This is a genomic window from Arthrobacter sp. SPT-J7 (genome assembly GCF_059089965.1).
This window is the reverse complement of sequence record NZ_JBNHFF010000003.1, coordinates 248,244-266,941: the sequence shown is the minus strand read 5'-3', so window position 1 is coordinate 266,941 and position 18,698 is coordinate 248,244. Positions and strand designations below refer to the sequence as shown.

17 protein-coding genes are annotated in these 18,698 nt (G+C 65.4%); 10 read left to right on the top strand and 7 right to left on the bottom strand.

Annotation, left to right across the window (positions count from 1 at the left end; all coding sequences use genetic code 11):
• Nucleotides 1-85: 85 nt before the first annotated feature.
• The 3 genes from AC5RWX_RS06645 to AC5RWX_RS06635 form a co-directional block, all read right to left on the bottom strand.
• Nucleotides 86-1,210: an AI-2E family transporter gene (locus AC5RWX_RS06645; protein ID WP_494097076.1), complete on the bottom strand. Its 1,125-nt coding sequence runs from the start codon at nucleotides 1,208-1,210 to the stop codon at nucleotides 86-88.
• 41 nt (nucleotides 1,211-1,251) lie between these two features.
• Nucleotides 1,252-1,503, bottom strand: coding sequence for a hypothetical protein (locus tag AC5RWX_RS06640; protein ID WP_494097075.1), 252 nt, complete (start codon nucleotides 1,501-1,503; stop codon nucleotides 1,252-1,254).
• 187 nt (nucleotides 1,504-1,690) lie between these two features.
• Nucleotides 1,691-2,587, bottom strand: coding sequence for a ribonuclease Z (locus AC5RWX_RS06635; RefSeq protein WP_494097074.1), 897 nt, complete (start codon nucleotides 2,585-2,587; stop codon nucleotides 1,691-1,693).
• Nucleotides 2,588-2,744: 157 nt separating this feature from the next.
• Here AC5RWX_RS06635 and AC5RWX_RS06630 point away from each other — a divergent pair, with 157 nt between their 5' ends.
• Nucleotides 2,745-3,347 (top strand): DnaJ family domain-containing protein, encoded by a 603-nt coding sequence (locus tag AC5RWX_RS06630; RefSeq protein ID WP_494097073.1) that lies wholly within the window; start codon nucleotides 2,745-2,747, stop codon nucleotides 3,345-3,347.
• A gap of 9 nt (nucleotides 3,348-3,356) precedes the next feature.
• Here the strand turns inward: AC5RWX_RS06630 and AC5RWX_RS06625 are convergent, their stop codons facing one another.
• Nucleotides 3,357-3,980, bottom strand: a complete 624-nt coding sequence (locus AC5RWX_RS06625; protein WP_493940743.1) for a uridine kinase family protein — start codon at nucleotides 3,978-3,980, stop codon at nucleotides 3,357-3,359.
• Between the two features lie 166 nt (nucleotides 3,981-4,146).
• Here AC5RWX_RS06625 and AC5RWX_RS06620 point away from each other — a divergent pair, with 166 nt between their 5' ends.
• From AC5RWX_RS06620 to AC5RWX_RS06610, 3 genes are all read left to right on the top strand, one after another.
• A complete protein-coding gene (locus AC5RWX_RS06620; protein ID WP_494097072.1) occupies nucleotides 4,147-4,935 on the top strand; it encodes a lipoate--protein ligase family protein in 789 nt (262 codons plus the stop codon).
• A gap of 41 nt (nucleotides 4,936-4,976) precedes the next feature.
• Nucleotides 4,977-6,077 (top strand): GTP 3',8-cyclase MoaA, encoded by a 1,101-nt coding sequence (moaA, locus tag AC5RWX_RS06615; protein WP_494078424.1) that lies wholly within the window; start codon nucleotides 4,977-4,979, stop codon nucleotides 6,075-6,077.
• 108 nt (nucleotides 6,078-6,185) lie between these two features.
• On the top strand, nucleotides 6,186-6,653 hold the full coding sequence (locus AC5RWX_RS06610) for a DUF4262 domain-containing protein (RefSeq protein WP_494097176.1): 468 nt from the start codon (nucleotides 6,186-6,188) through the stop codon (nucleotides 6,651-6,653).
• Between the two features lie 35 nt (nucleotides 6,654-6,688).
• Here the strand turns inward: AC5RWX_RS06610 and AC5RWX_RS06605 are convergent, their stop codons facing one another.
• From AC5RWX_RS06605 to AC5RWX_RS06595, 3 genes are all read right to left on the bottom strand, one after another.
• Nucleotides 6,689-7,318 carry an MBL fold metallo-hydrolase gene (locus AC5RWX_RS06605; RefSeq protein WP_494078422.1) on the bottom strand — a complete coding sequence of 210 codons (630 nt, stop codon included), beginning with the start codon at nucleotides 7,316-7,318 and terminating at the stop codon, nucleotides 6,689-6,691.
• Entirely contained in the window at nucleotides 7,315-8,403 is a 1,089-nt protein-coding gene (locus tag AC5RWX_RS06600; protein ID WP_493943201.1) for an S-(hydroxymethyl)mycothiol dehydrogenase, read from the bottom strand. Before AC5RWX_RS06600 ends, AC5RWX_RS06605 begins: the two co-directional genes overlap by 4 nt.
• Nucleotides 8,404-8,567: 164 nt before the next feature.
• Nucleotides 8,568-8,825, bottom strand: coding sequence for a glutaredoxin domain-containing protein (locus tag AC5RWX_RS06595; RefSeq protein WP_127512700.1), 258 nt, complete (start codon nucleotides 8,823-8,825; stop codon nucleotides 8,568-8,570).
• 137 nt (nucleotides 8,826-8,962) lie between these two features.
• On the opposite strand from AC5RWX_RS06595, the gene AC5RWX_RS06590 reads away from it, so the two are divergent.
• The 6 genes from AC5RWX_RS06590 to thrS all read left to right on the top strand — a co-directional run bounded on the left by AC5RWX_RS06590 (nucleotide 8,963) and on the right by thrS (nucleotide 18,697).
• Complete coding sequence (locus AC5RWX_RS06590) at nucleotides 8,963-9,670, top strand: SOS response-associated peptidase (RefSeq protein ID WP_494078421.1); 708 nt, start codon at nucleotides 8,963-8,965, stop codon at nucleotides 9,668-9,670.
• Between the two features lie 173 nt (nucleotides 9,671-9,843).
• The gene (locus AC5RWX_RS06585; protein WP_494078420.1) at nucleotides 9,844-10,275 is read left to right on the top strand and encodes an SRPBCC domain-containing protein; all 432 of its coding nucleotides are present in this window, start codon (nucleotides 9,844-9,846) and stop codon (nucleotides 10,273-10,275) included.
• A gap of 225 nt (nucleotides 10,276-10,500) precedes the next feature.
• The gene (locus AC5RWX_RS06580) at nucleotides 10,501-10,833 is read left to right on the top strand and encodes a DUF6504 family protein (protein ID WP_494062212.1); all 333 of its coding nucleotides are present in this window, start codon (nucleotides 10,501-10,503) and stop codon (nucleotides 10,831-10,833) included.
• A gap of 83 nt (nucleotides 10,834-10,916) precedes the next feature.
• The gene (locus AC5RWX_RS06575; protein WP_494078419.1) at nucleotides 10,917-14,522 is read left to right on the top strand and encodes a DNA polymerase III subunit alpha; all 3,606 of its coding nucleotides are present in this window, start codon (nucleotides 10,917-10,919) and stop codon (nucleotides 14,520-14,522) included.
• A gap of 130 nt (nucleotides 14,523-14,652) precedes the next feature.
• Complete coding sequence (locus AC5RWX_RS06570) at nucleotides 14,653-16,401, top strand: HNH endonuclease signature motif containing protein (RefSeq protein WP_494097071.1); 1,749 nt, start codon at nucleotides 14,653-14,655, stop codon at nucleotides 16,399-16,401.
• A 283-nt stretch (nucleotides 16,402-16,684) separates the two neighbouring features.
• Nucleotides 16,685-18,697 carry a threonine--tRNA ligase gene (gene thrS / locus AC5RWX_RS06565; RefSeq protein WP_494097070.1) on the top strand — a complete coding sequence of 671 codons (2,013 nt, stop codon included), beginning with the start codon at nucleotides 16,685-16,687 and terminating at the stop codon, nucleotides 18,695-18,697.
• Nucleotide 18,698 lies beyond the last annotated feature (1 nt).

The following is an 18,698-nucleotide window of genomic DNA, read 5'->3' as shown; positions in this document are numbered from 1 at the left end:
AATGCGTTGTCCGCAGCCTGACGGCACAGGTCGGGACGCGCTTTCCCGCCGGTTTCCGGGTGCGGGCACGCCCGCTTCGGCGAGGCTAAGTCGGTTCGGAACCGGCCGGAGGCAGGTCTGGATTGAGGTCTTCGAGCCGCGGGTCCTCCGCGGTCCACACTTGCAACACGGCCCAAGCGACGGCGGCCAGCGGAACTGCCAGCACCGCGCCGATGATGCCGGCCAAGATCGTGCCGGCGGTCAGCGAGAAGAGGATCACCAGGGCATGCAGCTTCAGAGACCTGGCCATGACGACCGGCTGCAGCAGATGGTTTTCCAATTGGTTGACCGCAATCACGACGATGACCACGATCAGGGCAACGATCGGTCCCCGGGTCACCAGTGCCACCAGTACGGCCAACACGCCCGCAACTGTGGCTCCGACCAGTGGAATGAAGGCACCCAGGAAGACGATCATGGCTAGCGGAACGGCCAGCGGAACCTGCAGCACCAGCAGTGCGATCCCGATCGCCGTCGCGTCAATCAGCGCAATGGTGGCCGTGCCACGGACGTAGCTGCCCAGCACCTCGAGCGTCCGTTTGCCGGCACGGCGCAGCTTGGCTTCCCGACGGCCGCTGAACGGACGCAAGAGGAAGTCCCAGATTCTGGCCCCGTCTTTGAGGAAGAAGAAAAGGACAATAATCATCAGCGCGGTGCCGGCAAAAAATTCAGTGGCCACCGAAAGGCCCGACAATGCGCTGGAGCGTGCTTGGGCACTGGCCGCGAAATCGATTAGGGCCTGGCGCCCCTGTGCCAGTTGCTCCTGGCTTACGGGAAAGGGCCCGTTCAACAGGAAGGAATCGAATTGGTCGAGCCCGGAGGCGGTGGCGGCTACCAGCTTCTCCCACTGGCTGCGCACCGCCAGGACAATCAGGGTTCCCGTCGCCGCCAAAACCACCAATAAGCCCAAAAAGGCCAGCAGCGTTGCCGGTACGTCGGGTAAGCCTGCCCGGCGGAGCATGTTCACCGCCGGGCCGATCGCCGCGGACAGAATCAGGGCGATCAATACCGGTATGAGCAGCAGGCGGATTTGCAACAACGCGTAGACCGCCAAACTGACCAGAGCCAGGATCAGCAGGATCTGCGCGCTGCGGCTGCCCGCGCGTCCGAGCGGATCCCGCCATGGACTGCCCGGGGTATGAGACGTGGGATACCGCGAGGATGGTGCCATGTTTGGGTCCCTCCGATGGTGGAATCCCGGACTCTCCGTGTTTAGTCGCGCGGGTCGTCGGGGTCGAACTCGTCCAGCGACGCTCCCGGGCGGTCGTCCGGCACGCCGCCTTCGAGCGGGTCAGACACGGATCCGTCCACCGGCAGCTCGGACTCCGTGTCAACTCCTGCATCGACCAATTCCGGCGGGACCGCATCGACGCCTTCATCGGGAATGACCGGATCTTCACCTTGAATGGTCAACTCCGGATCCGGGAGATTCTGCTCGCCCTCCGGACGGTTCTGTTCGCTCATCGAGGCCTCCTTGGAACGTTGACGCATGGAGCGGTTAGTGTGCCAACTTAGCCGGAAGCTGCGCCAAGGGAAATAGGCAGGGGGCCGGAAACTGCCGCCGGTGCGGGAAGAGGCCGGATGGCGAAATCTGCGCTGGCACCCCGATGTCCAGACGGCAGGGACACGGACCTCGCTGCGGCCAGTGTCCTCACGTCGCGGCGGTCTGCCGGCGCTTGGGAAAGGGAATCACGTCCAAGTCCTGCGCCATGACGACGGCGGTGTCCCCGGCACGGGCGACGGCCTGCTCGCCGAGCGGGGACAAGTCGGCGTAGCGCGATGAGAAGTGCGTGAGCACCAGCATGCCCACATTGCCGCCGGCCGCGAGGCCGCCTGCCTGTCCCGCGGTGAGGTGGCGGTACTGCGCTGCCAGCGCGCCGTCGTCGTCGCTGAAGGTCGACTCCGCCACCAGAAGGTCCGCTCCGTCCGCGAGCTCCTCGGCGCCGGCGCATACCGCTGTGTCCATGACGAAGGCGAATCGCTGGCCTGGCCGCGGCACGCTGACGTCTTCCAGCCGCACCCCGTCCAGCGTGCGCTGGTGCTGCAGGCGTCCGACGTCGGGGCCGGTAATCCCGGCGGCAGCGAGCCGTTCGGGCAGCAGGGTGCGGCCGTCAGGCTCCGTCAGCCGGTAGCCGTAGGCCTCAATCCGGTGGTCCAGCGGGCGCACGTCCAGCCCATCCGCAACCGGACCGGCCGCGCCGTGCGGGTGCAGGTGCAGGTCCAGTCCCGGGGAAGCGAGCGAGACCAGCGCCCGGACCATGTCCTCGCCGGAGGCGGGGTAGTGCAGGTGCACCGGATGTTCAACGCCATCCAGCACCATGCGCGAAAGCACGCCGGGCAAACCGTAGCAGTGGTCGCCGTGCACATGCGTGAGGCAGATGCGGGTGATTCGGCTGGCGGATACACCAGCCAGGATCATTTGCCGCTGCGTGCCCTCGCCCGGATCAAACAGCAGTCCCTCGCCGTCCCAGCGCAACAGATAGCCGTTGTGGTTTCGGGTCCGGGTGGGAATCTGGGAGGCGGTGCCGAGGACAACGAATTCGCGCATGGCTCCGAGTCTGCCACCGCGCCTTCACGGTCTGCCACCGCCAGGCTTGCGCGTTCGGCGACGTGCGCGACCGCCCGTGACCGGCCGGGGTGCATTGCCGCGTGCAGAACGGGCTGGGAAAATACTTGCACAGGTTCTACGGAGGCGGTGAGGACAAATGGGCAGGGCAGCGGAGGACAACAGCCGGCGGTTGGAACGCGCCGCCGAATTGCGCGCCGCCCGGGAACACGGCCCAACCGGCGCGGAGGATACCGAACAGACCAAGGCGGAGGAGGAGAAGCAGCGGAAGATTCGGGAGCTGGACACCTCCAGGCGTGCTGATTACCTGGTCCGGGAGGCCATGGCGCGCGGCGAGTTCGACGATCTGAAGTATGCGGGCAAACCGATCCCGAACCTGGGCAACGGATACGACCCTGACTGGTGGCTTAAGGGGTTGATCGAGCGGGAGCACCTGACCGGGCTGGGCCCGGAAGCCCTGCTGTTGCGCACCGAGGACGCGGAGCTGGACGGCCGGCTGGACCAACAGCTTGCGGAACGGCAGGTCCGCGAGATCTTGGAGGACTTTAACGCCAGAGTGGTGAACGCACGGCGCCAGCTGCAGGGCGGCCCGCCGGTGATCACCAAGACCCGCGACGTTGAGTATGAAGTGGAACGCTGGCGCGAACGCCGGGCTGTGAGGGCCGCCGCAGCGGCAGCCGAAGTGCCGGAGCCGGAGCCGAAGCGTCCCTGGTGGCGCCGGATGTGGGATGTCACCGAATAGTTCGGAACGCTACCCTCGCCCGCCGACCGACAGCGGCTGCAACCCGGCCAGTTCCTTCTTCACCTGCCGCTTGGCGACGGCGCGGAACCCTGCGTCCAGGTAGCGTTCGCGCACGCTGCGTTCGGAGCGGAAGAGCGCCCAGCCGCGCTTGAGCAGGAACGGCAGCGGTTTGCGGTGCTCGCGCAGGTCACGGACCAGCCGGCGCACCGCCGTCGTGATGGGAGGGACCTGAATGAAGACGGCGTCCACCTCCACGCCGAGGCCGCGCAACGGGGCCAGCACGGTATCGGCGAAAATGCCCTCGGCGATCACCGGGCCTTCGGCGAGCCCCACGGTCCGGTAACCGGTGTAGCTGGAAGAGGCGATGGAGTAATTGGGGATCTCGGTGCGCCCGGTCTGCAGCAACTGCACCATCGCTCGGGCCGCGGCGTCGCTGTTCCAGGTGCCCGGATGGTCCCAGTCGATCTCTCCGTAGGATGTCTGCGGCAGCGGCGAGGCGGCGGTGTGCTCGCTGATCTCCCGGTAGAACCCGTCGAGCTCCACGTGCGGGCGGCCGAACCGGGCCGCCAGATAGGACTTGCCGGAACCGGAGGCGCCGCCGAGCAGAATGAGCGGAGTTTGGGGAGAAGGCACACCGCTATTATTCCGTGTCCAAAGCCGTGGCCCGCTCCACCCCTGCCAGAACGTGGGCAGGACGGCGCAGCCCGACGGCACGGGCGGCCGGCTGCGCCGTAAGATGGCAAGGGTATCCGCGCCTTCCGGCAGCGCGGAAGGGTACGTTGAGGAAGCAGGCATAACGTTGGAGCAGTCACCGCAAAGCGCCGGCAGGCTGGAATGGGTCCAGCAGCCCGAAACGTTCGGTGCCGAAGCGGATCTGCAGTACGGGCTGGACCTGCTGGCCGCCGCCAAGCAGGGACGGCTCGGCCCCACGCTGCGCGTCTACCGTCCAGCGCCGACGGTGGCGTTTGGCCAACGCGATGCACACTTGCCCGGCTTTGAGGAGGCAGCACGGCGTTGCCGCGAGCTGGGCTTCGAACCGCTGGTGCGCAAGGCCGGCGGCCGCGCCGCGGCGTACCACGAGGGCTGCTTGGTGCTGGACCACGTGGAGCCGCTGGCCGATGCCATTGCCGGCGCGAAGAAGCGTTTCAGCCAGTTCGGCGAACTCATCGCCGGGGGCCTGCGGGACGCGGGGCTGCTTGCCGCCGTCGGCGAAATTCCGGGGGAGTACTGCCCCGGCGAGTTCAGCATTCACGGGGCGCACGCCGGCGATCCGCTGCACCGGGTCAAGCTGGTGGGAACGGCCCAACGGGTCGTGGCCGGCGCCTGGCTGTTTTCCTCAGTGGTGGTGGTGCAGGATTCCACTCCGCTGCGCGAGGTACTCATGGCCAGTTACGACGCGCTCGGCCTGGACTGGGACCCGGCGACCGCCGGTTCGGCGGAAGACCTGGTCCCCGGGCTGACCGTCGCCACGGTGGAACAGTCGCTGCGGGCGGCCTACTCCGGTCACGCCGAGGTACGGGACGGGGCGTCCGCCGACCTGATGGAACGGGTGCCGCCGCCCGTTGTAGTCCGGGTGCAGCCAGCCTAGTCTGGAAGGGACTTCAAGCCCCGATAGGGTGGAGGCGCACCATGGACGGGCCAGCGCAGCACGGTCCGCACCCTCTGAACGACGCACTGGGCCGGCCACTGCGGGATCTGCGGATCTCGGTGACCGACCGGTGCAACTTCCGCTGCGTCTACTGCATGCCCAAGGAAATCTTCGGTCGTGACTTCGTTTTTCTGCCGAAAGACCAGCTGCTCAGCTTCGAAGAAATCACCCGGGTGGCCCGGCTGGGGGCCGCACTGGGCGTGGAAAAGGTCCGGCTGACCGGCGGCGAACCGCTGCTGCGGCGGGGAATCGAAAACCTGGTGGCCGGGCTGGCCGAACTGCGCACGCCCGACGGCCGCCCGCTGGATCTGGCGATGACCACGAACGGCTCGGTGCTGGCGCGCAAGGCGGAGGCGCTCAAAGCGGCCGGCCTCTCCCGGGTCACGGTCTCGCTGGACTCCGTCGATGACGCGACGTTCCGCCAGATGAACGACGTTGACTACCCCGTGGCCACGGTACTGGAGGCCATCGAGGCGGCGGCCGCCGCCCGGCTTGGCCCGGTCAAGGTGAACATGGTGGTCAAGCGCGGCATGAACGACGACGGCATCCTCGCGATGGCGCGCCACTTCCGGGGAACTGGGCACATCGTGCGGTTCATCGAATACATGGATGTGGGATCCACCAATGGTTGGAACCTGGAGCAGGTGGTCCCCTCGGCGGAGGTGGTGCGCCGAATCGATGCTGAGTTCCCGCTGGAGCCGCTGGCTCCCCGCTACGCCGGCGAGACCGCGACGCGCTTCCGGTACCGTGACGGCGGCGGCGAGATCGGCATGATTTCCAGCGTCACGCAGGCGTTCTGCCATGGCTGCACCAGGGCCCGGCTGAGTACCGACGGGAAGCTGTTCACCTGCCTGTTCGGAACCCGAGGCACCGATCTGAGGGCTCTGCTGCGCGGCGGCGCTGACGACGACGAACTGGCCGGCGTGCTCGCCGGTGTGTGGCGCCGCCGCTCTGACCGTTATTCGGAGCTGCGCAGCGCCGCTACCGCTGGCGTTCACCCTTCCGTGAGCGCTCCGGGGCAGGCCCCGCCGGCCGCCGGATGGCCGGGGCGCAAGGTGGAGATGCACTACATTGGCGGCTAGGGCGCACTTATCCACATCGGCGCAATCTCCGGTGCCCTTGCTGCGAGTCCGGATGCAGACTGGCTGGACGATCTGACCCGTCGGCAGAAGGAGCCTATGGTGTGCGAGATGTGCAACGGCATGACCCATCGGGAGGCCAGGGAGAAGACGCTGCGAACCATTCACAAGTATGGCTGGCAGTGCATGATCGTCGAAGGGGATGCGGATAACACTGCTTTTGGCTACACCATCGGGCTGACGCAGCAGCAGCACCCCGAGCTACTGGTCACGGGACGGACCCAGGCGGAAACCCACGCCATCCTCAGCCTGCTGGTGCACCGGGTGCTCCATCATGGCCGCACGCTGGTGGCCGGTATGGAGGTGGCGCTGCGGCCACGGAGAGCGGTGCTGGCCCGGATCGAGCGGCCGCAGGAGGTGCTGCTGGTCGCCGCGGACCTCTACAAGGGCCGGCTGCGCGGCCTGCAGGCTATCTGGGCCGACGAGGAAGGGCTGTTTCCCTGGCAGCAGGACGTTCCGGACGTGCTGACGCAGCCCCTCTACGGAACACCGCCCGTGCTCAAGCCGAAACCGACGTGAGCACGGGCGGTGCTTGGGTGCTGGATACGCGCGACTCAGTGGCCGCGGGCGATCCATTCATCCAGGTGCGGCGCCTCGGCACCGATGCTGGTGGAATCGCCGTGCCCGGTGTTCACCCTGGTGTCCGCCGGCAGCGTCAGCAGCTTGTCCTTGATCGACTCGATGATCGTCTCGAAGCTTGAGTAGCTGCGGCCGGTGGCGCCGGGGCCGCCGTTGAACAGTGTGTCGCCGCTGAACAGCACGTTCTCCGACGCCAGGTGGAAGCAGACCGATCCGGGGGAGTGGCCTGGGGTGTGGATGGCCTTCAGCTGTGCGCCGGCGACCTCGAACGTATCGCCGTCCTTTATGGCGTGGTCCGGGGTGCTGTCCGGGAAGACCGTGTCCCAGAGCATCCGGTCGGCGTCGTGCAGGTAGACCGGTGCCTTCACCAGGTCCCGGAATTCGCCGACGGCGCGGATGTGGTCGTCGTGGCCGTGGGTCAGCAGGATCGCCTTCACCGTCCGGGAGCCGACCGCGGCGGCGATGGCCTGCGGGTCGTGTGCCGGGTCGATGACGAAGACCTCGGCGTCGTCACCGACAATCCAGACGTTGTTGTCCACATCCCAAGTGCCGCCGTCGAGCGAGAAGGTACCCGACGTGACCAGGTTTTCGATGGCGACGCTCATGCGACCTCCACCACCGAACGCAGGACCTTGCCTTCGTGCATCTTGTCGAATGCGGCTTCCACGTCTTCCAGTTTGATCCGCTCGGTGACGAAGGCGTCCAGGTCCAGGTTCCCCTGCTTGTAGTGGCTGACCAGCATGGGGAAGTCGCGGGAAGGCAGGCAGTCGCCGTACCACGAGGACTTCAGCGAGCCACCGCGGCCGAACACGTCCAGCAGCGGCAGTTCGAGCTTCATCTCCGGGGTGGGCACGCCCACCAGCACTACCCGGCCGGCCAGGTCGCGGGCGTAGAACGCCTGCTTGTAGGTTTCCGGGCGGCCCACGGCTTCAATCACGACGTCGGCGCCGTTGCCGCCGGTGAGTGCCCGGATGGCCTCCACCGGGTCCTGTTCCTTGGAGTTGATGCCGTGCGTGGCACCCAGCGACTTGGCCAGTTCCACCTTGTTGTCGTCGATATCTACGGCGATGATCGTGGTGGCTCCGGCCAACTTGGCGCCGGCGATGGCGGCAATGCCAACACCGCCGCAGCCGATCACGGCCACGGACTCGCCGCGCTTGACCTCACCGGTGTTAATCGCCGCGCCAATGCCGGCCATGACGCCGCAACCGAGCAGGCCCACCGCGGCCGGATCGACGTCGTCGTCCACCTTGGTGCACTGGCCGGCGGCCACCAGGGTCTTTTCCGCAAAGGCGCCGATGCCCAGGGCGGGGGAGAGTTCGGTGCCGTCCTCCAGCGTCATCTTCTGCGTGGCGTTGTGGGTGTTGAAGCAGTACTGTGCCTGGCCGCGCTGGCAGGCCCGGCATTCACCGCAGACGGCGCGCCAGTTCAGGATCACGCGGTCGCCGGGGGCGAGGTTGGTCACGTCCGGGCCGACGGCGCTGACCACGCCGGTGGCTTCGTGGCCGAGCAAGAACGGGAAGTCATCGTTGATCCCGCCCTGCTTGTAGTGCAGGTCCGTATGGCAGACGCCGCAGGTGAGGATGTCCACCAGCGCCTCGCCCGGACCCGGATCCGGCACCAGGATGGTTTCGATGGAGACCGGCGCATTCTTTTCCAGGGCCACTACTGCCCGTACCTTGTGAACCATGCGGGAGTGATTCCTTCCTAGCGAAGTCTGGCGAGGCCGTCGTCGGCCACCTCTGCCCATCCTAGGAAGAAAACAGGGGCGCCACAATTTCCAAAACGATTGTTATGGAAACTGTGGCGCCCGGTTGCCCGCGGTTTGGAAACCGGCGGGCGGAGCCTGCGCTGCTAGACGCCCAAGCGCTCCTTGACCAGCGACAGCGGCGGGTTCGTCGCGCTGCTGCCATCCGGGAAGAGCAGCGTGGGGACCGTCTGGTTGCCGTCGTTGAGCTTCTCGACCAGCTCGGCGGTGCCTGGAACCTCTTCGATGTTGATCTCGGTGTAGCCGATGCCCTGCGCATCGAACTGGGTCTTCAGGCGACGGCAGTAGCCGCACCAGGTGGTGGAGAACATGGTGACGGTTCCGGCAGCAGGTGTGTAATCCAAGGTGGCTCCTTCTGGTGTGAAAGCTTGTGTACATGTCAACGTCGCACCGGCCGCGGTCATTCCCGGTGCTCGGTGTTGCCGCGGAGGTGCCTGCCCTGCCCGGTCTGGCTCCGCGGCACGTGCACCATAATGGAGGCATGTGTGGCAGATACGTCATGGCGCGGAGCACCGGCGACCTGGTGGCTTCATTCGACGTCGATGAATCCTATGTTGATGAGATCCAGCCTTCGTACAACATTGCACCGACTGACGAAGTCCCCCTGATCATCGACCGCATGGGGCACGACGGCGACGGGGTTTCCAGGAAGCTCATCACGGCCCGGTGGGGCCTGGTGCCCCCATGGGCCAAGGATCCTCGCTCCGGCGCACGCCTGATCAACGCCCGGATGGAGACCGTCACGGAAAAACCCTCGTTCCGCAAGGCTGCGGCGAGAAAGCGCGGACTGCTCGTAGCCGATGGGTATTTTGAATGGCAAAAGACCCCGGACGGCAAAATACCGACCTATCTGCACGGCCAACGCGAAGAGATGTTGGCATTCGCAGCACTCTTCGAGAACTGGCCGGACCCAGCCTTGCCCGACGACCATCCGGACAAGTGGCTGCGGACCTGCACCATCATCACCACCCAAGCCTCCGATGCGCTGGGACACATCCATGACCGGACGCCGCTGATCGTCCCGACTGACCTGTATTCGGACTGGCTGGACCCGGAGACAACAGCCGAGGCGGATGTACAACAGTTGCTGGCTGCCATGCCCGAACCGCATCTGGTTCCGCGGCGGGTCAGCTCCAAGGTCAACAATGTGCGCAATAACGGGCCTGAGCTCATCGACGAAGCGGCCTGAGTACCGGCTGGGCCGTTCGGAGGAATGATTTCTCCGGTTTCACTGGGGTCCGCCTTCCCAGTCGGCCTTCCACGACAATTCCGCCGAGCGTATTGTGCCCCGGCCCTTGCTGCTGGAAGCTAGGGGTGTAGCCGGACCGCGCCGCTTCGGGGCTGTCTGCGGGGGAGGAACCCATGACGGGAAAATTTGTTGCCAGTTCGACGACGACCATCGCGGCACCGCCCGATCGTGTCTGGTCGGTAATTACCGACCCCGAAGCCATCAAGGGGTTCATGTTCGGCACCGAGGTCCAGACGGACTGGAGCGTCGGGGGGCCTATCCGTTGGCGCGGCGAATGGGACGGCAAGGCCTACGAAGACAGGGGCCAGGTGCAGGAGTTCGAGCCCGGCAGGCGGCTGGTCGTCACACACTTCAGCCCGTTGAGCGGGCTAGAGGATGTGCCGGAGAACTACCACCGCCTCGTCTGGACGCTGGAGGAAGTTCCCGGCGGGACCGAGTTCACGCTGTCCCAGGACAACAACGCCAGTGCCGAAGATGCCGAACACTCCAAATTGATGTGGGACAAACTGGTCGGCGATGTGAAGTACCTGGCCGAGCAAGGCTAGAGCAGGGCCGCGTCCGTCCACATAGGACCACATCCAGAAGCATCGGCTGGAACAAGCATTGGCTGGAACGCTCCGGCGTCATTTACTCACCCTGATTTTGTCAGTGCCCATGCCTACGCTTGATCTTGGATTCGAACACATATTCGAATAGAATAAGAGGGTCAAGTTCTTCGGCAGGCGTGTTGGCGCAGGGGCGCGTGCTGCGGACTCTGACCCGTTGTCCAGATGAAAGGTGACTGGAACATGGGTGTTTTCAGTGAAGCTGTCGAAGTTGTTTGTTCCCCTGCCGGACAGCCGCTACGGCTGCGGTGGCAGGGCAGGAGCTACCGAATTGTCGCAGAGCCCGTGCGTTGGTACGAACGTCGCAAGTGGTGGGCGGAGGAACTGCGTGCAGAGCGGGGCAGGGGGCCCGGGTTGGTGGACCATGAAATCTGGCGTGTTCAGGCACGGCTGAACGGTAGGTCCCAGATCCGCACTTTGGATCTTTCTCACCAGGTGGATGCCGATCGCTGGCGACTGATCCGTGTCCATGATGCCGTCCGGGAACTGAGCGCCTGAGCATGCAATATTTTTTCGCCTCGGTTCCGCAGCTTCTTGCCGGATAACGATCCTGTGCCTTGATAAGGCGTTTGGAATGACCAATGAGCTTTACCCATCTGCATGTATCCACGGCGTTCAGCGCCCACTACGGTGTCTCCTGGCCTGATGAGTTGGCCGACGCGGCCGCTTCCTTCGGAGCGGACGCATTGGCCTGCACAGACCGGGATGGACTCTACGGAACGGTCAAGCACCTTAAGGCCTGCCTGGCAGCGGGGATTGATCCAATAGTCGGCGTGGACCTGGCGGTCCAGGACGACGGCGGCCGGGACACCGGGCGCGTTGTGGTGCTGGCGCATGGCGGGAACCAGGGCAGCGGCTACCATGCGCTCTGCCGCCTGATTTCGGCAGCTCATCACGGTACGGCCGGCAGCGGGCGGGGGAGTAGGCACCGGACGCCAGGGGTGACGCTGGAACAAATTGCCCGGTATGCCGGCACTCCGGACGGCGGGCCAACCTTAACGGTGCTGTTGGGTCCGATGTCCGGTGTCGGTCAGGCGCTGCGCCACCGCAGCTATGCCGAAGCGCGCCGGCTGGCCGGCCTCTGGCGTACCGTGCTGCCAGCCGGCTCGCTGGCAATGGAAATCGTTTCCCACCTCAGCGCCCCCGGCGAGAACCTGAGCACCGCCCACGCCGTACGGATGCTCAACCTCGCCGGGGAACTGAAGATCCCAGCAGTGCTGACCAATGCGGTGCGCTACTGCGAAGAGGACGGCGCAGCCACCGCCGATGTACTGGACTCGGCTAGGGCATTGACCGCCTTGTCCAAACTGCCTGACTTGCAGCCCAGTGCCCAGGGTTGGCTGAAATCCCCTGCCCAGATGCAGGCGCTGGCCCGGGAAATCGTTCAGGCAGCCGGGGGCGGAAGCCGGGACGTGCACCGACTGCTGTCCATGACGGAAGCCGTGGCGGACCGGTGCCGGATGGACCCTTACCAGGACATGGGCTTCAAACATCCCGTGGTCCCGGAAGCCTCGGTCATCGGGATCGACGGGGAACCGATGACCGAGCTGCTTCAGCGCTGTGAAACCGGCATCTCCGAACGGTTTGGTGGAATTTCCGGACGGGCAGAACAGGAGCTGCGGGACCGGTTGGCGCATGAGCTGGGCATCATCTCCCGGCTGGGCTTCGCCTCCTACTTCCTGACCGTGGCCGAAGTATCGCGAATGATTACCGGCATGGGCGTGCGGGCTTCGGCGCGAGGCTCCGGTGCCTCCAGTCTGGTGAACTATCTGCTCTACATCAGCCACGTCAACCCGCTGGCCCACGGGCTGATCTTCGAACGCTTCCTCTCCCAGGACCGCTCCACCCTGCCGGACATAGACATAGATGTGGAAAGCGCAGAGCGGCACAACGTTTACCAGAAGATCTTCGACCGATTCGGCAGCGAGCGGGTCACTCTGATGAGCATGCAAAACGGCTACCGGGCCCGCGGCGCGGTCCGCGACGCCGGCCTGGCACTTGGCCTGCCGGAGGATGAGATCTCCGGTATCGCCAAGCAGCTTTGGCGGTTCTCCGCGCGCAAATTCCGAGAGGCGATGGCCGAGAAGCCGGAGCTGCGCGCGTTTTCGGCCCAGGTGGAGCAGAACCAGCAACTGGATCTGCTGGTGGACCTGACCGAACGGCTGGACCGGCTGCCCCGGCATATCTCCATGCATCCTTGCGGGGTGATCCTGGGCGACACCTCGTTGCTGGACCGCACCCCCACCCAGCCCAGCGGATTGGGACTGCCGATGAGTCAGTTCGATAAACACGATATGGATCCAATGGGCATGCTCAAACTGGACGTGTTGGGTGTGCGGATGCAGAGCTCGATGGCTTACGCGCTCGCCGAAATCGCCCGCATCCATCCCAACAAGGAAGCGGTAACTGCAGCCGGAAAGCACCCGGTGGACGAGGACGGAGAGGGACCCGGATACATTGCCGCGAATGGGGCAATCAACTTGGAGCAGGTCCCGCTGGACGACGAACCGACCTATGAACTGATCCGCAGCACCCACACTCTGGGGTGCTTCCAGATTGAATCGCCGGGCCAACGCGAACTGGTGGGCAAGATGGCTCCGCGGGACTTCAACGACCTGATCATTGATATTTCGCTGTTCCGGCCCGGTCCCATGCAATCGGACATGGTCCGTCCCTTCCTGGAGCAGCGCCACGGTTGGGCTCCGGAGCGATTTCCTCACCCGGATCTGATCCCGGTTTTGAAGGAAACCCACGGCGTGACTGTCTTCCATGAACAAGTCCTGCGGACCTTCGATGTCTTCACCGGATGCGGGCTGGCCAAGGCCGACGAATTCCGTCGGCTGCTGGGCAATGAGGAAGCCGAACCCGCAGTGGAGGGTTATTTCCGCAAGGCTTCGCTTGACCGGGGGTATGCGCCGGATGTCGTGGATACGGTGTGGACTACCTTGAAGTCCTTTGGCAGCTTCGGCTTCTGCAAGGCCCACGGTGCCGCTTTCGCCGTCCCCACCTACCAGACTGCGTGGTTGAAAGCCCACCATCCTGAGGCGTTCCTCGCCGGGCTCTGGGAGCATGACCCGGGGATGTATCCGCGGCGCCTGCTGGTGGCGGAGGCACGGCGGCTCGGCATCCCGATCCTGCCGTTGGACATCAACCGCAGCACTGACCGCTACCGGGTGGAACGTGTTTCTTCCGGCGCAGAAGAAAAGCTGGGCATCCGGCTCAGCCTTGCCGGCATCTACGGGCTCTCAGCTTCCGAGCTCAAGCGCATTGTCGCCGGACAGCCGTACGAATCGCTGGCCGACCTCCGGGCCAGGGGCAAGGTCAGCAAACCCGTGCTGAAACGCCTGGCCCAGCTGGGAGCCTTCGACGAACTAAACCGGGCAACCGGCCAACGCGACGGCCGTGCAGCCAGCCGGACGGATCTTGTTTATCACCTGGACCAGCCAGCTGCACGCCCGGTGCCCAAACGCTACCAGCCCACCGAAGGCCAGCTGTCCCTGCCGCTGGGGGACCTGGAGCTGCGCCATCTCGTTCCGGTCTTCCCAGAACCGACGGCGGTAGACATGGTGCGCACCGAACTGGACTTGCTCTCGATCGACGCCAGCTCCCACTTGATGGAAAGCTATGCGCCGCTGCTGGCAAAACTAGGTGTCACCCCGGCTAAGGATCTGCTGGGCCTGCGCAACGGAAGCGAGGTGATGGTGGCCGGTATCCGGGTCGCCACCCAAACCCCGCCCATGCGCGGCGGCCGCCGGGTGGTTTTCATCAGCGTGGACGACGGGACCGGCTGCGTAGACGCCACCTTCTTCCAGGAGGCACAGGAGCGCTCCGGCTCGCTGCTGTTCGGGACCGAGCTGCTGCTCATCCGGGGACTGACCCGCAGGACCGGCCCTCAGGGAATCGGGTTGCAGGCGCTCGAGGCCTGGGACCTGTCCAACGCTGCCAGTCTGCCGCTGCCGGGAAACACAGTCCGCCCCGAACCGCCGCAGGTTCGTACCCCTGCCACATCGCGTGCCGGATCCCCTTCCACATCGCCTGCCGCTCCGCCTGCGGCGTCCCCTGCCGCTCCCGGTGCCGGACCACTGGGTACCGCCGAGCTCGCCCGTCGCATGGCCGAGGAAGGCCTGGACCACCGCGTCCCGGCAGAACCCTGGCTGGCCGGAAGCCGTTCGTCCCGGGCCAGGTGAAGGCACGCACTGCCCTGCGGTGGCACTGCCCCGCGCTAAGCACCTCTACACAGGCGTCCCTTGCCGTGCCTTGCCCACATAGGTGTTTCCACTTCTCCTGCCGCTTTCGAGTCCTTCATAGGCTTGATACATGGCGATCGAGGCAGTGGATGTAGCACCGGAAGCAGAACAGGATGATTCCGCTTTGCTGGCCCGGTTACGCTCCGAGCTCGCCGATTTCAATGACCGTCTTCGGGCAGATGGCCTGGCCCGCAGCACCAAATATGTGGCGCAAACGGCAGCGCAGGCTGAGGAGCTGGCCAATACGGCTGCCCAGACTCAGCTGATCGTGGCCCGGCTGGTCAGAGAGCAGAACATCGCTGCCGTCGGAGAGACCGACAAGCCCCACAACCCGGACGACCCAAACCTGCAAAAGCGCGGCGCCTTTAAGTCGAATGAAGACTACCTCCGGGCGAAACTCGGCATCGGGCGGCAGGAAGCAGCACGCCGGTTCCAACTCGCCGACGCCACCGAGCCACGGCAAGCCCGTGAAGGCAAACCGAGCGCACCGCCACGTATGCCGGTGCTCGCCCGGGCCTTGGACGAAGGACAGGTATCCGGCCAAGCCGCAAACCTGATCCGTAAGGCTGTCGACGGTATGCGCCGGGTGGCCGATTCGGACCGGCTGCGTCAGATGGAAGAGGCGCTGGTCAAGCATGCCTCGGAATACGACGCCGATTCGCTGCGGCTGCTGATTCGGCAGTGGGAAGGCGGCCTCGACCCTGCCGGAACGGACCCGACTGCGGCCGAACTGAAAGCACGCCAGGGACTGTTTTACCGCGGCCGGCGCAACGGACTGCACTGCTACGAGATCAACGCCACCGATGAGCAGAACGAGGTCTTGGCAACGGTCTACAACACGGCTACCAACCCTAGGTTGCGGGACGGGACAGCCACGGCTGGCACGGTCGGGTTCGACGGGGCCGGCACGCCCGCTGCCGCCCCTGCCACCAGCGACGACGCATCCGGCGAGGACGTTGCCGCCGCCGAACCCGGCCATGAGTTGGACGGGCGCACCCGGCAGCAGAAGCAACTGGACGGGCTTATCGGTGCCTGCAAGGTCGCGCTGACCACGGATCTGTTGCCGGCAGCCGGCGGACGCCGTCCCCAGCTGCTGGCCACCATCGACTACAAAGACCTGGCCTCCGACCTCGGCCGCCCGGGAACCAGCACTTTCTCCGGACCGCTGAGCGCGAAGACCATCCGCCGGATAGCCTGCGATGCGGACATCATCCCGGTGGTCCTCGCCGGCATGGGCGTGATCCTCGACGTCGGCCAGTCGCAGCGGCTGTTTCCGAAGTACATGCGGCTGGCAATCATCGCCAGGGACGGCGGCTGCGCCTTCCCCGGCTGCACCGCCCCGTCGCCCTGGACGGAAGTGCACCACATCCAGTGGTTTGAAAAAGGCGGCCCAACATCCACCGACAACGGCGTAATGCTGTGCAGCCACCACCACCACCTCATCCACGAAGGAGACTGGCGGATCGAGGTCATCAACGGCGTCCCCTGGTTCTTCCCGCCGCCCCACATGGATCCGGCGCAAAAACCCCTACGCAACCACGTCTGGCTCAAGGACGCCCAACTGCCCGAACGACTACCCGAGACGGCCCTGCTGGGCACCAACTCCCGGCAATCCGGTGGTCCCACACCGGATACAGCGTCCGCTGTTCAGGAGACGAATGCCCTGAATCCCTCGGCTCACGCCGCGAATCTGCCGCCGGCGCCACAGCAGGAAGAACTCGAGACGGGGCTGGTGCGCACAACCGAAACCACCCGCACGGGCAGGAATTCCAGCCCCTTTGACGGTTGGCCCGAGCAGCCGCAGAGTCCGCCGTTCTAAGGATGCCCAGCGGTGCGGCGGAGTGCTCCGCGGCAAGGGTGAACGGATCTCGCCGCGGGGTGAGGCGGGCTCGTGGTTCGGTTCTGCAGGGCCGGACGTTCGGAGCCTGTCTGCGCAGACCAAGGCAGCGATCATCCACGGCCCCCGGTTCAGCGGTGGTCGCGCCGGATCGGGCCGCGCCGGTGTTGGTCCGGCTACTCGTCAGCGGATACGATCGTAGAGGCTTGCAGCGCCCACGTATGTCGCTGCAGTAACGGCCGCAGCCAACAATTAGGAGACCTCTGTGTCAGCGCCCCAGAACATCACCCTCATCGTCGACGGCGAAGAGAACCAGGTGACCGAGGGCACGACGGGAGCCGACCTTTACGGCACCCGGCGGGAGGTCGTCGTCGTGCGCGTGGACGGCGAGCTGAAGGACCTGGATCAGCCCATCCCGGCCGGTGCCAAGGTCGAGGCCGTCACCATTGATTCGCCCGACGGGCTGAATGTGCTGCGCCATTCCACCGCCCACGTGATGGCCCAGGCCGTGCAGCAGTTGCGCAAGGACTCCAAGCTTGGCATCGGTCCGTACATCACCGACGGTTTCTACTTCGATTTCGACGTCGATGAGCCCTTCACCCCGGAGGACCTGAAGCAGCTGGAAAAGATGATGCTCAAGATCGTCAATTCCAACCAGCGTTTCGTCCGCCGCTCGGTCTCAGAGACCGAGGCCTTGGCCGAAATGGCCGGGGAGCCGTACAAGGAAGAGCTGATCGGGCTCAAGGGCCACTCCGATGAGGCCGGCGAGGGCGCCAGCATCGAGGTTGGCTCCGGCGAGTTGACCATCTACGACAACGTGGACGCCAAGAGCGGCGAAGTGGTCTGGAAGGATCTCTGCCGCGGCCCGCACTTGCCGAACACCAAGCTGATCTCCAACGCCTACGCGTTAACCCGTTCGGCCGCAGCGTACTGGCGCGGCAACGAGAAGAACAAGCAGCTGCAGCGCATCTACGGCACCGCGTGGCCCACCAAGGAGGACCTGAAGGCCTACCAGGAGCGGCTGGCGGAGGCCGAGCGCCGCGACCACCGTCGACTGGGCGCCGAACTGGACCTGTTCTCCTTCCCGGACGAACTGGGTTCCGGCCTGCCCGTTTTCCACCCCAAGGGCGGCATTGTCCGTAAGGCGATGGAAGACTACTCGCGGCAGCGTCACACCGAGGCCGGCTACGAATTCGTCTACACCCCGCACATCACCAAGAGCAACCTGTATGAAGTGTCCGGACACCTTGATTGGTACCGGGACGGCATGTTCCCTCCGATGCACGTGGACGAGACCCGCGACCCGGAGACCGGCGAGGTGGTCAAGCCCGGCCAGGACTACTACCTGAAGCCGATGAACTGCCCGATGCACAACCTGATCTTCCGCTCGCGCGGACGATCCTACCGTGAATTGCCGCTGAGGATGTTCGAGTTCGGTTCGGTCTACCGGTACGAGAAGTCCGGCGTGGTACACGGGTTGACCCGGGTACGCGGCATGACCCAGGACGACGCGCACATCTACTGCACCCGCGAGCAGATGAAGAACGAGCTGACCACCACGCTGAACTTCGTGCTGGACCTGCTCAAGGACTACGGGCTGGACGACTTCTTCCTGGAACTGTCCACCAAGGATCCGGAAAAGTTCGTCGGCTCCGACGAAGTGTGGGACGAAGCCACCCGCACCCTGGCCGAGGTAGCCGAAGCATCCGGTCTGGAACTGGTGCCGGATCCGGGCGGAGCCGCCTTCTATGGGCCGAAGATCTCGGTCCAGGCGCGGGACGCGATCGGCCGGACCTGGCAGATGTCCACCATCCAGTTGGACTTCAACCTGCCGGAACGCTTCGAGCTGGAGTACCAGGCCGCCGACGGTTCCCGTCAGCGGCCGGTGATGATCCACCGTGCGCTGTTCGGATCGGTGGAGCGGTTCATGGGCCTGCTGATTGAGCACTACGCCGGTGCGTTCCCGGCTTGGCTCGCTCCAGTCCAGGTGGTCGGCATTCCGGTGGCGGAGACCTTCAACGACTACATGCTGGAGATCGTGGCGAAGCTGCGGGCCCAGGGCATCCGCGCTGAGGCGGATCTGGGTTCCGACCGCTTCCCGAAGAAGATCCGTACCGCCAGCAAGGACAAGATACCGTTCGTGCTAATCGCCGGCGGCGAGGATGCCGAAGCCGGAGCGGTTTCCTTCCGCTTCCGTGACGGCAGCCAGGACAACGGCATTCCGGTCGATGAGGCAGTAGCGCGGATCGTTCAGGCCGTCGCGAGGCGCGGCAACTGAC

What these genes read in the sequence shown, in the direction of transcription:
- AC5RWX_RS06645 (WP_494097076.1), bottom strand. Translation starts at nt 1,210, where the DNA reads ATGGCACCATCCTCGCGGTATCCCACGTCTCATACCCCGGGCAGTCCA.
- AC5RWX_RS06640 (WP_494097075.1), bottom strand. Translation starts at nt 1,503, where the DNA reads ATGAGCGAACAGAACCGTCCGGAGGGCGAGCAGAATCTCCCGGATCCG.
- AC5RWX_RS06635 (WP_494097074.1), bottom strand. Translation starts at nt 2,587, where the DNA reads ATGCGCGAATTCGTTGTCCTCGGCACCGCCTCCCAGATTCCCACCCGG.
- AC5RWX_RS06630 (WP_494097073.1), top strand. Translation starts at nt 2,745, where the DNA reads ATGGGCAGGGCAGCGGAGGACAACAGCCGGCGGTTGGAACGCGCCGCC.
- moaA (WP_494078424.1), top strand. Translation starts at nt 4,977, where the DNA reads ATGGACGGGCCAGCGCAGCACGGTCCGCACCCTCTGAACGACGCACTG.
- AC5RWX_RS06610 (WP_494097176.1), top strand. Translation starts at nt 6,186, where the DNA reads ATGTGCAACGGCATGACCCATCGGGAGGCCAGGGAGAAGACGCTGCGA.
- AC5RWX_RS06605 (WP_494078422.1), bottom strand. Translation starts at nt 7,318, where the DNA reads ATGAGCGTCGCCATCGAAAACCTGGTCACGTCGGGTACCTTCTCGCTC.
- AC5RWX_RS06600 (WP_493943201.1), bottom strand. Translation starts at nt 8,403, where the DNA reads ATGGTTCACAAGGTACGGGCAGTAGTGGCCCTGGAAAAGAATGCGCCG.
- AC5RWX_RS06590 (WP_494078421.1), top strand. Translation starts at nt 8,963, where the DNA reads ATGTGTGGCAGATACGTCATGGCGCGGAGCACCGGCGACCTGGTGGCT.
- AC5RWX_RS06585 (WP_494078420.1), top strand. Translation starts at nt 9,844, where the DNA reads ATGACGGGAAAATTTGTTGCCAGTTCGACGACGACCATCGCGGCACCG.
- AC5RWX_RS06580 (WP_494062212.1), top strand. Translation starts at nt 10,501, where the DNA reads ATGAAAGGTGACTGGAACATGGGTGTTTTCAGTGAAGCTGTCGAAGTT.
- AC5RWX_RS06575 (WP_494078419.1), top strand. Translation starts at nt 10,917, where the DNA reads ATGAGCTTTACCCATCTGCATGTATCCACGGCGTTCAGCGCCCACTAC.
- AC5RWX_RS06570 (WP_494097071.1), top strand. Translation starts at nt 14,653, where the DNA reads ATGGCGATCGAGGCAGTGGATGTAGCACCGGAAGCAGAACAGGATGAT.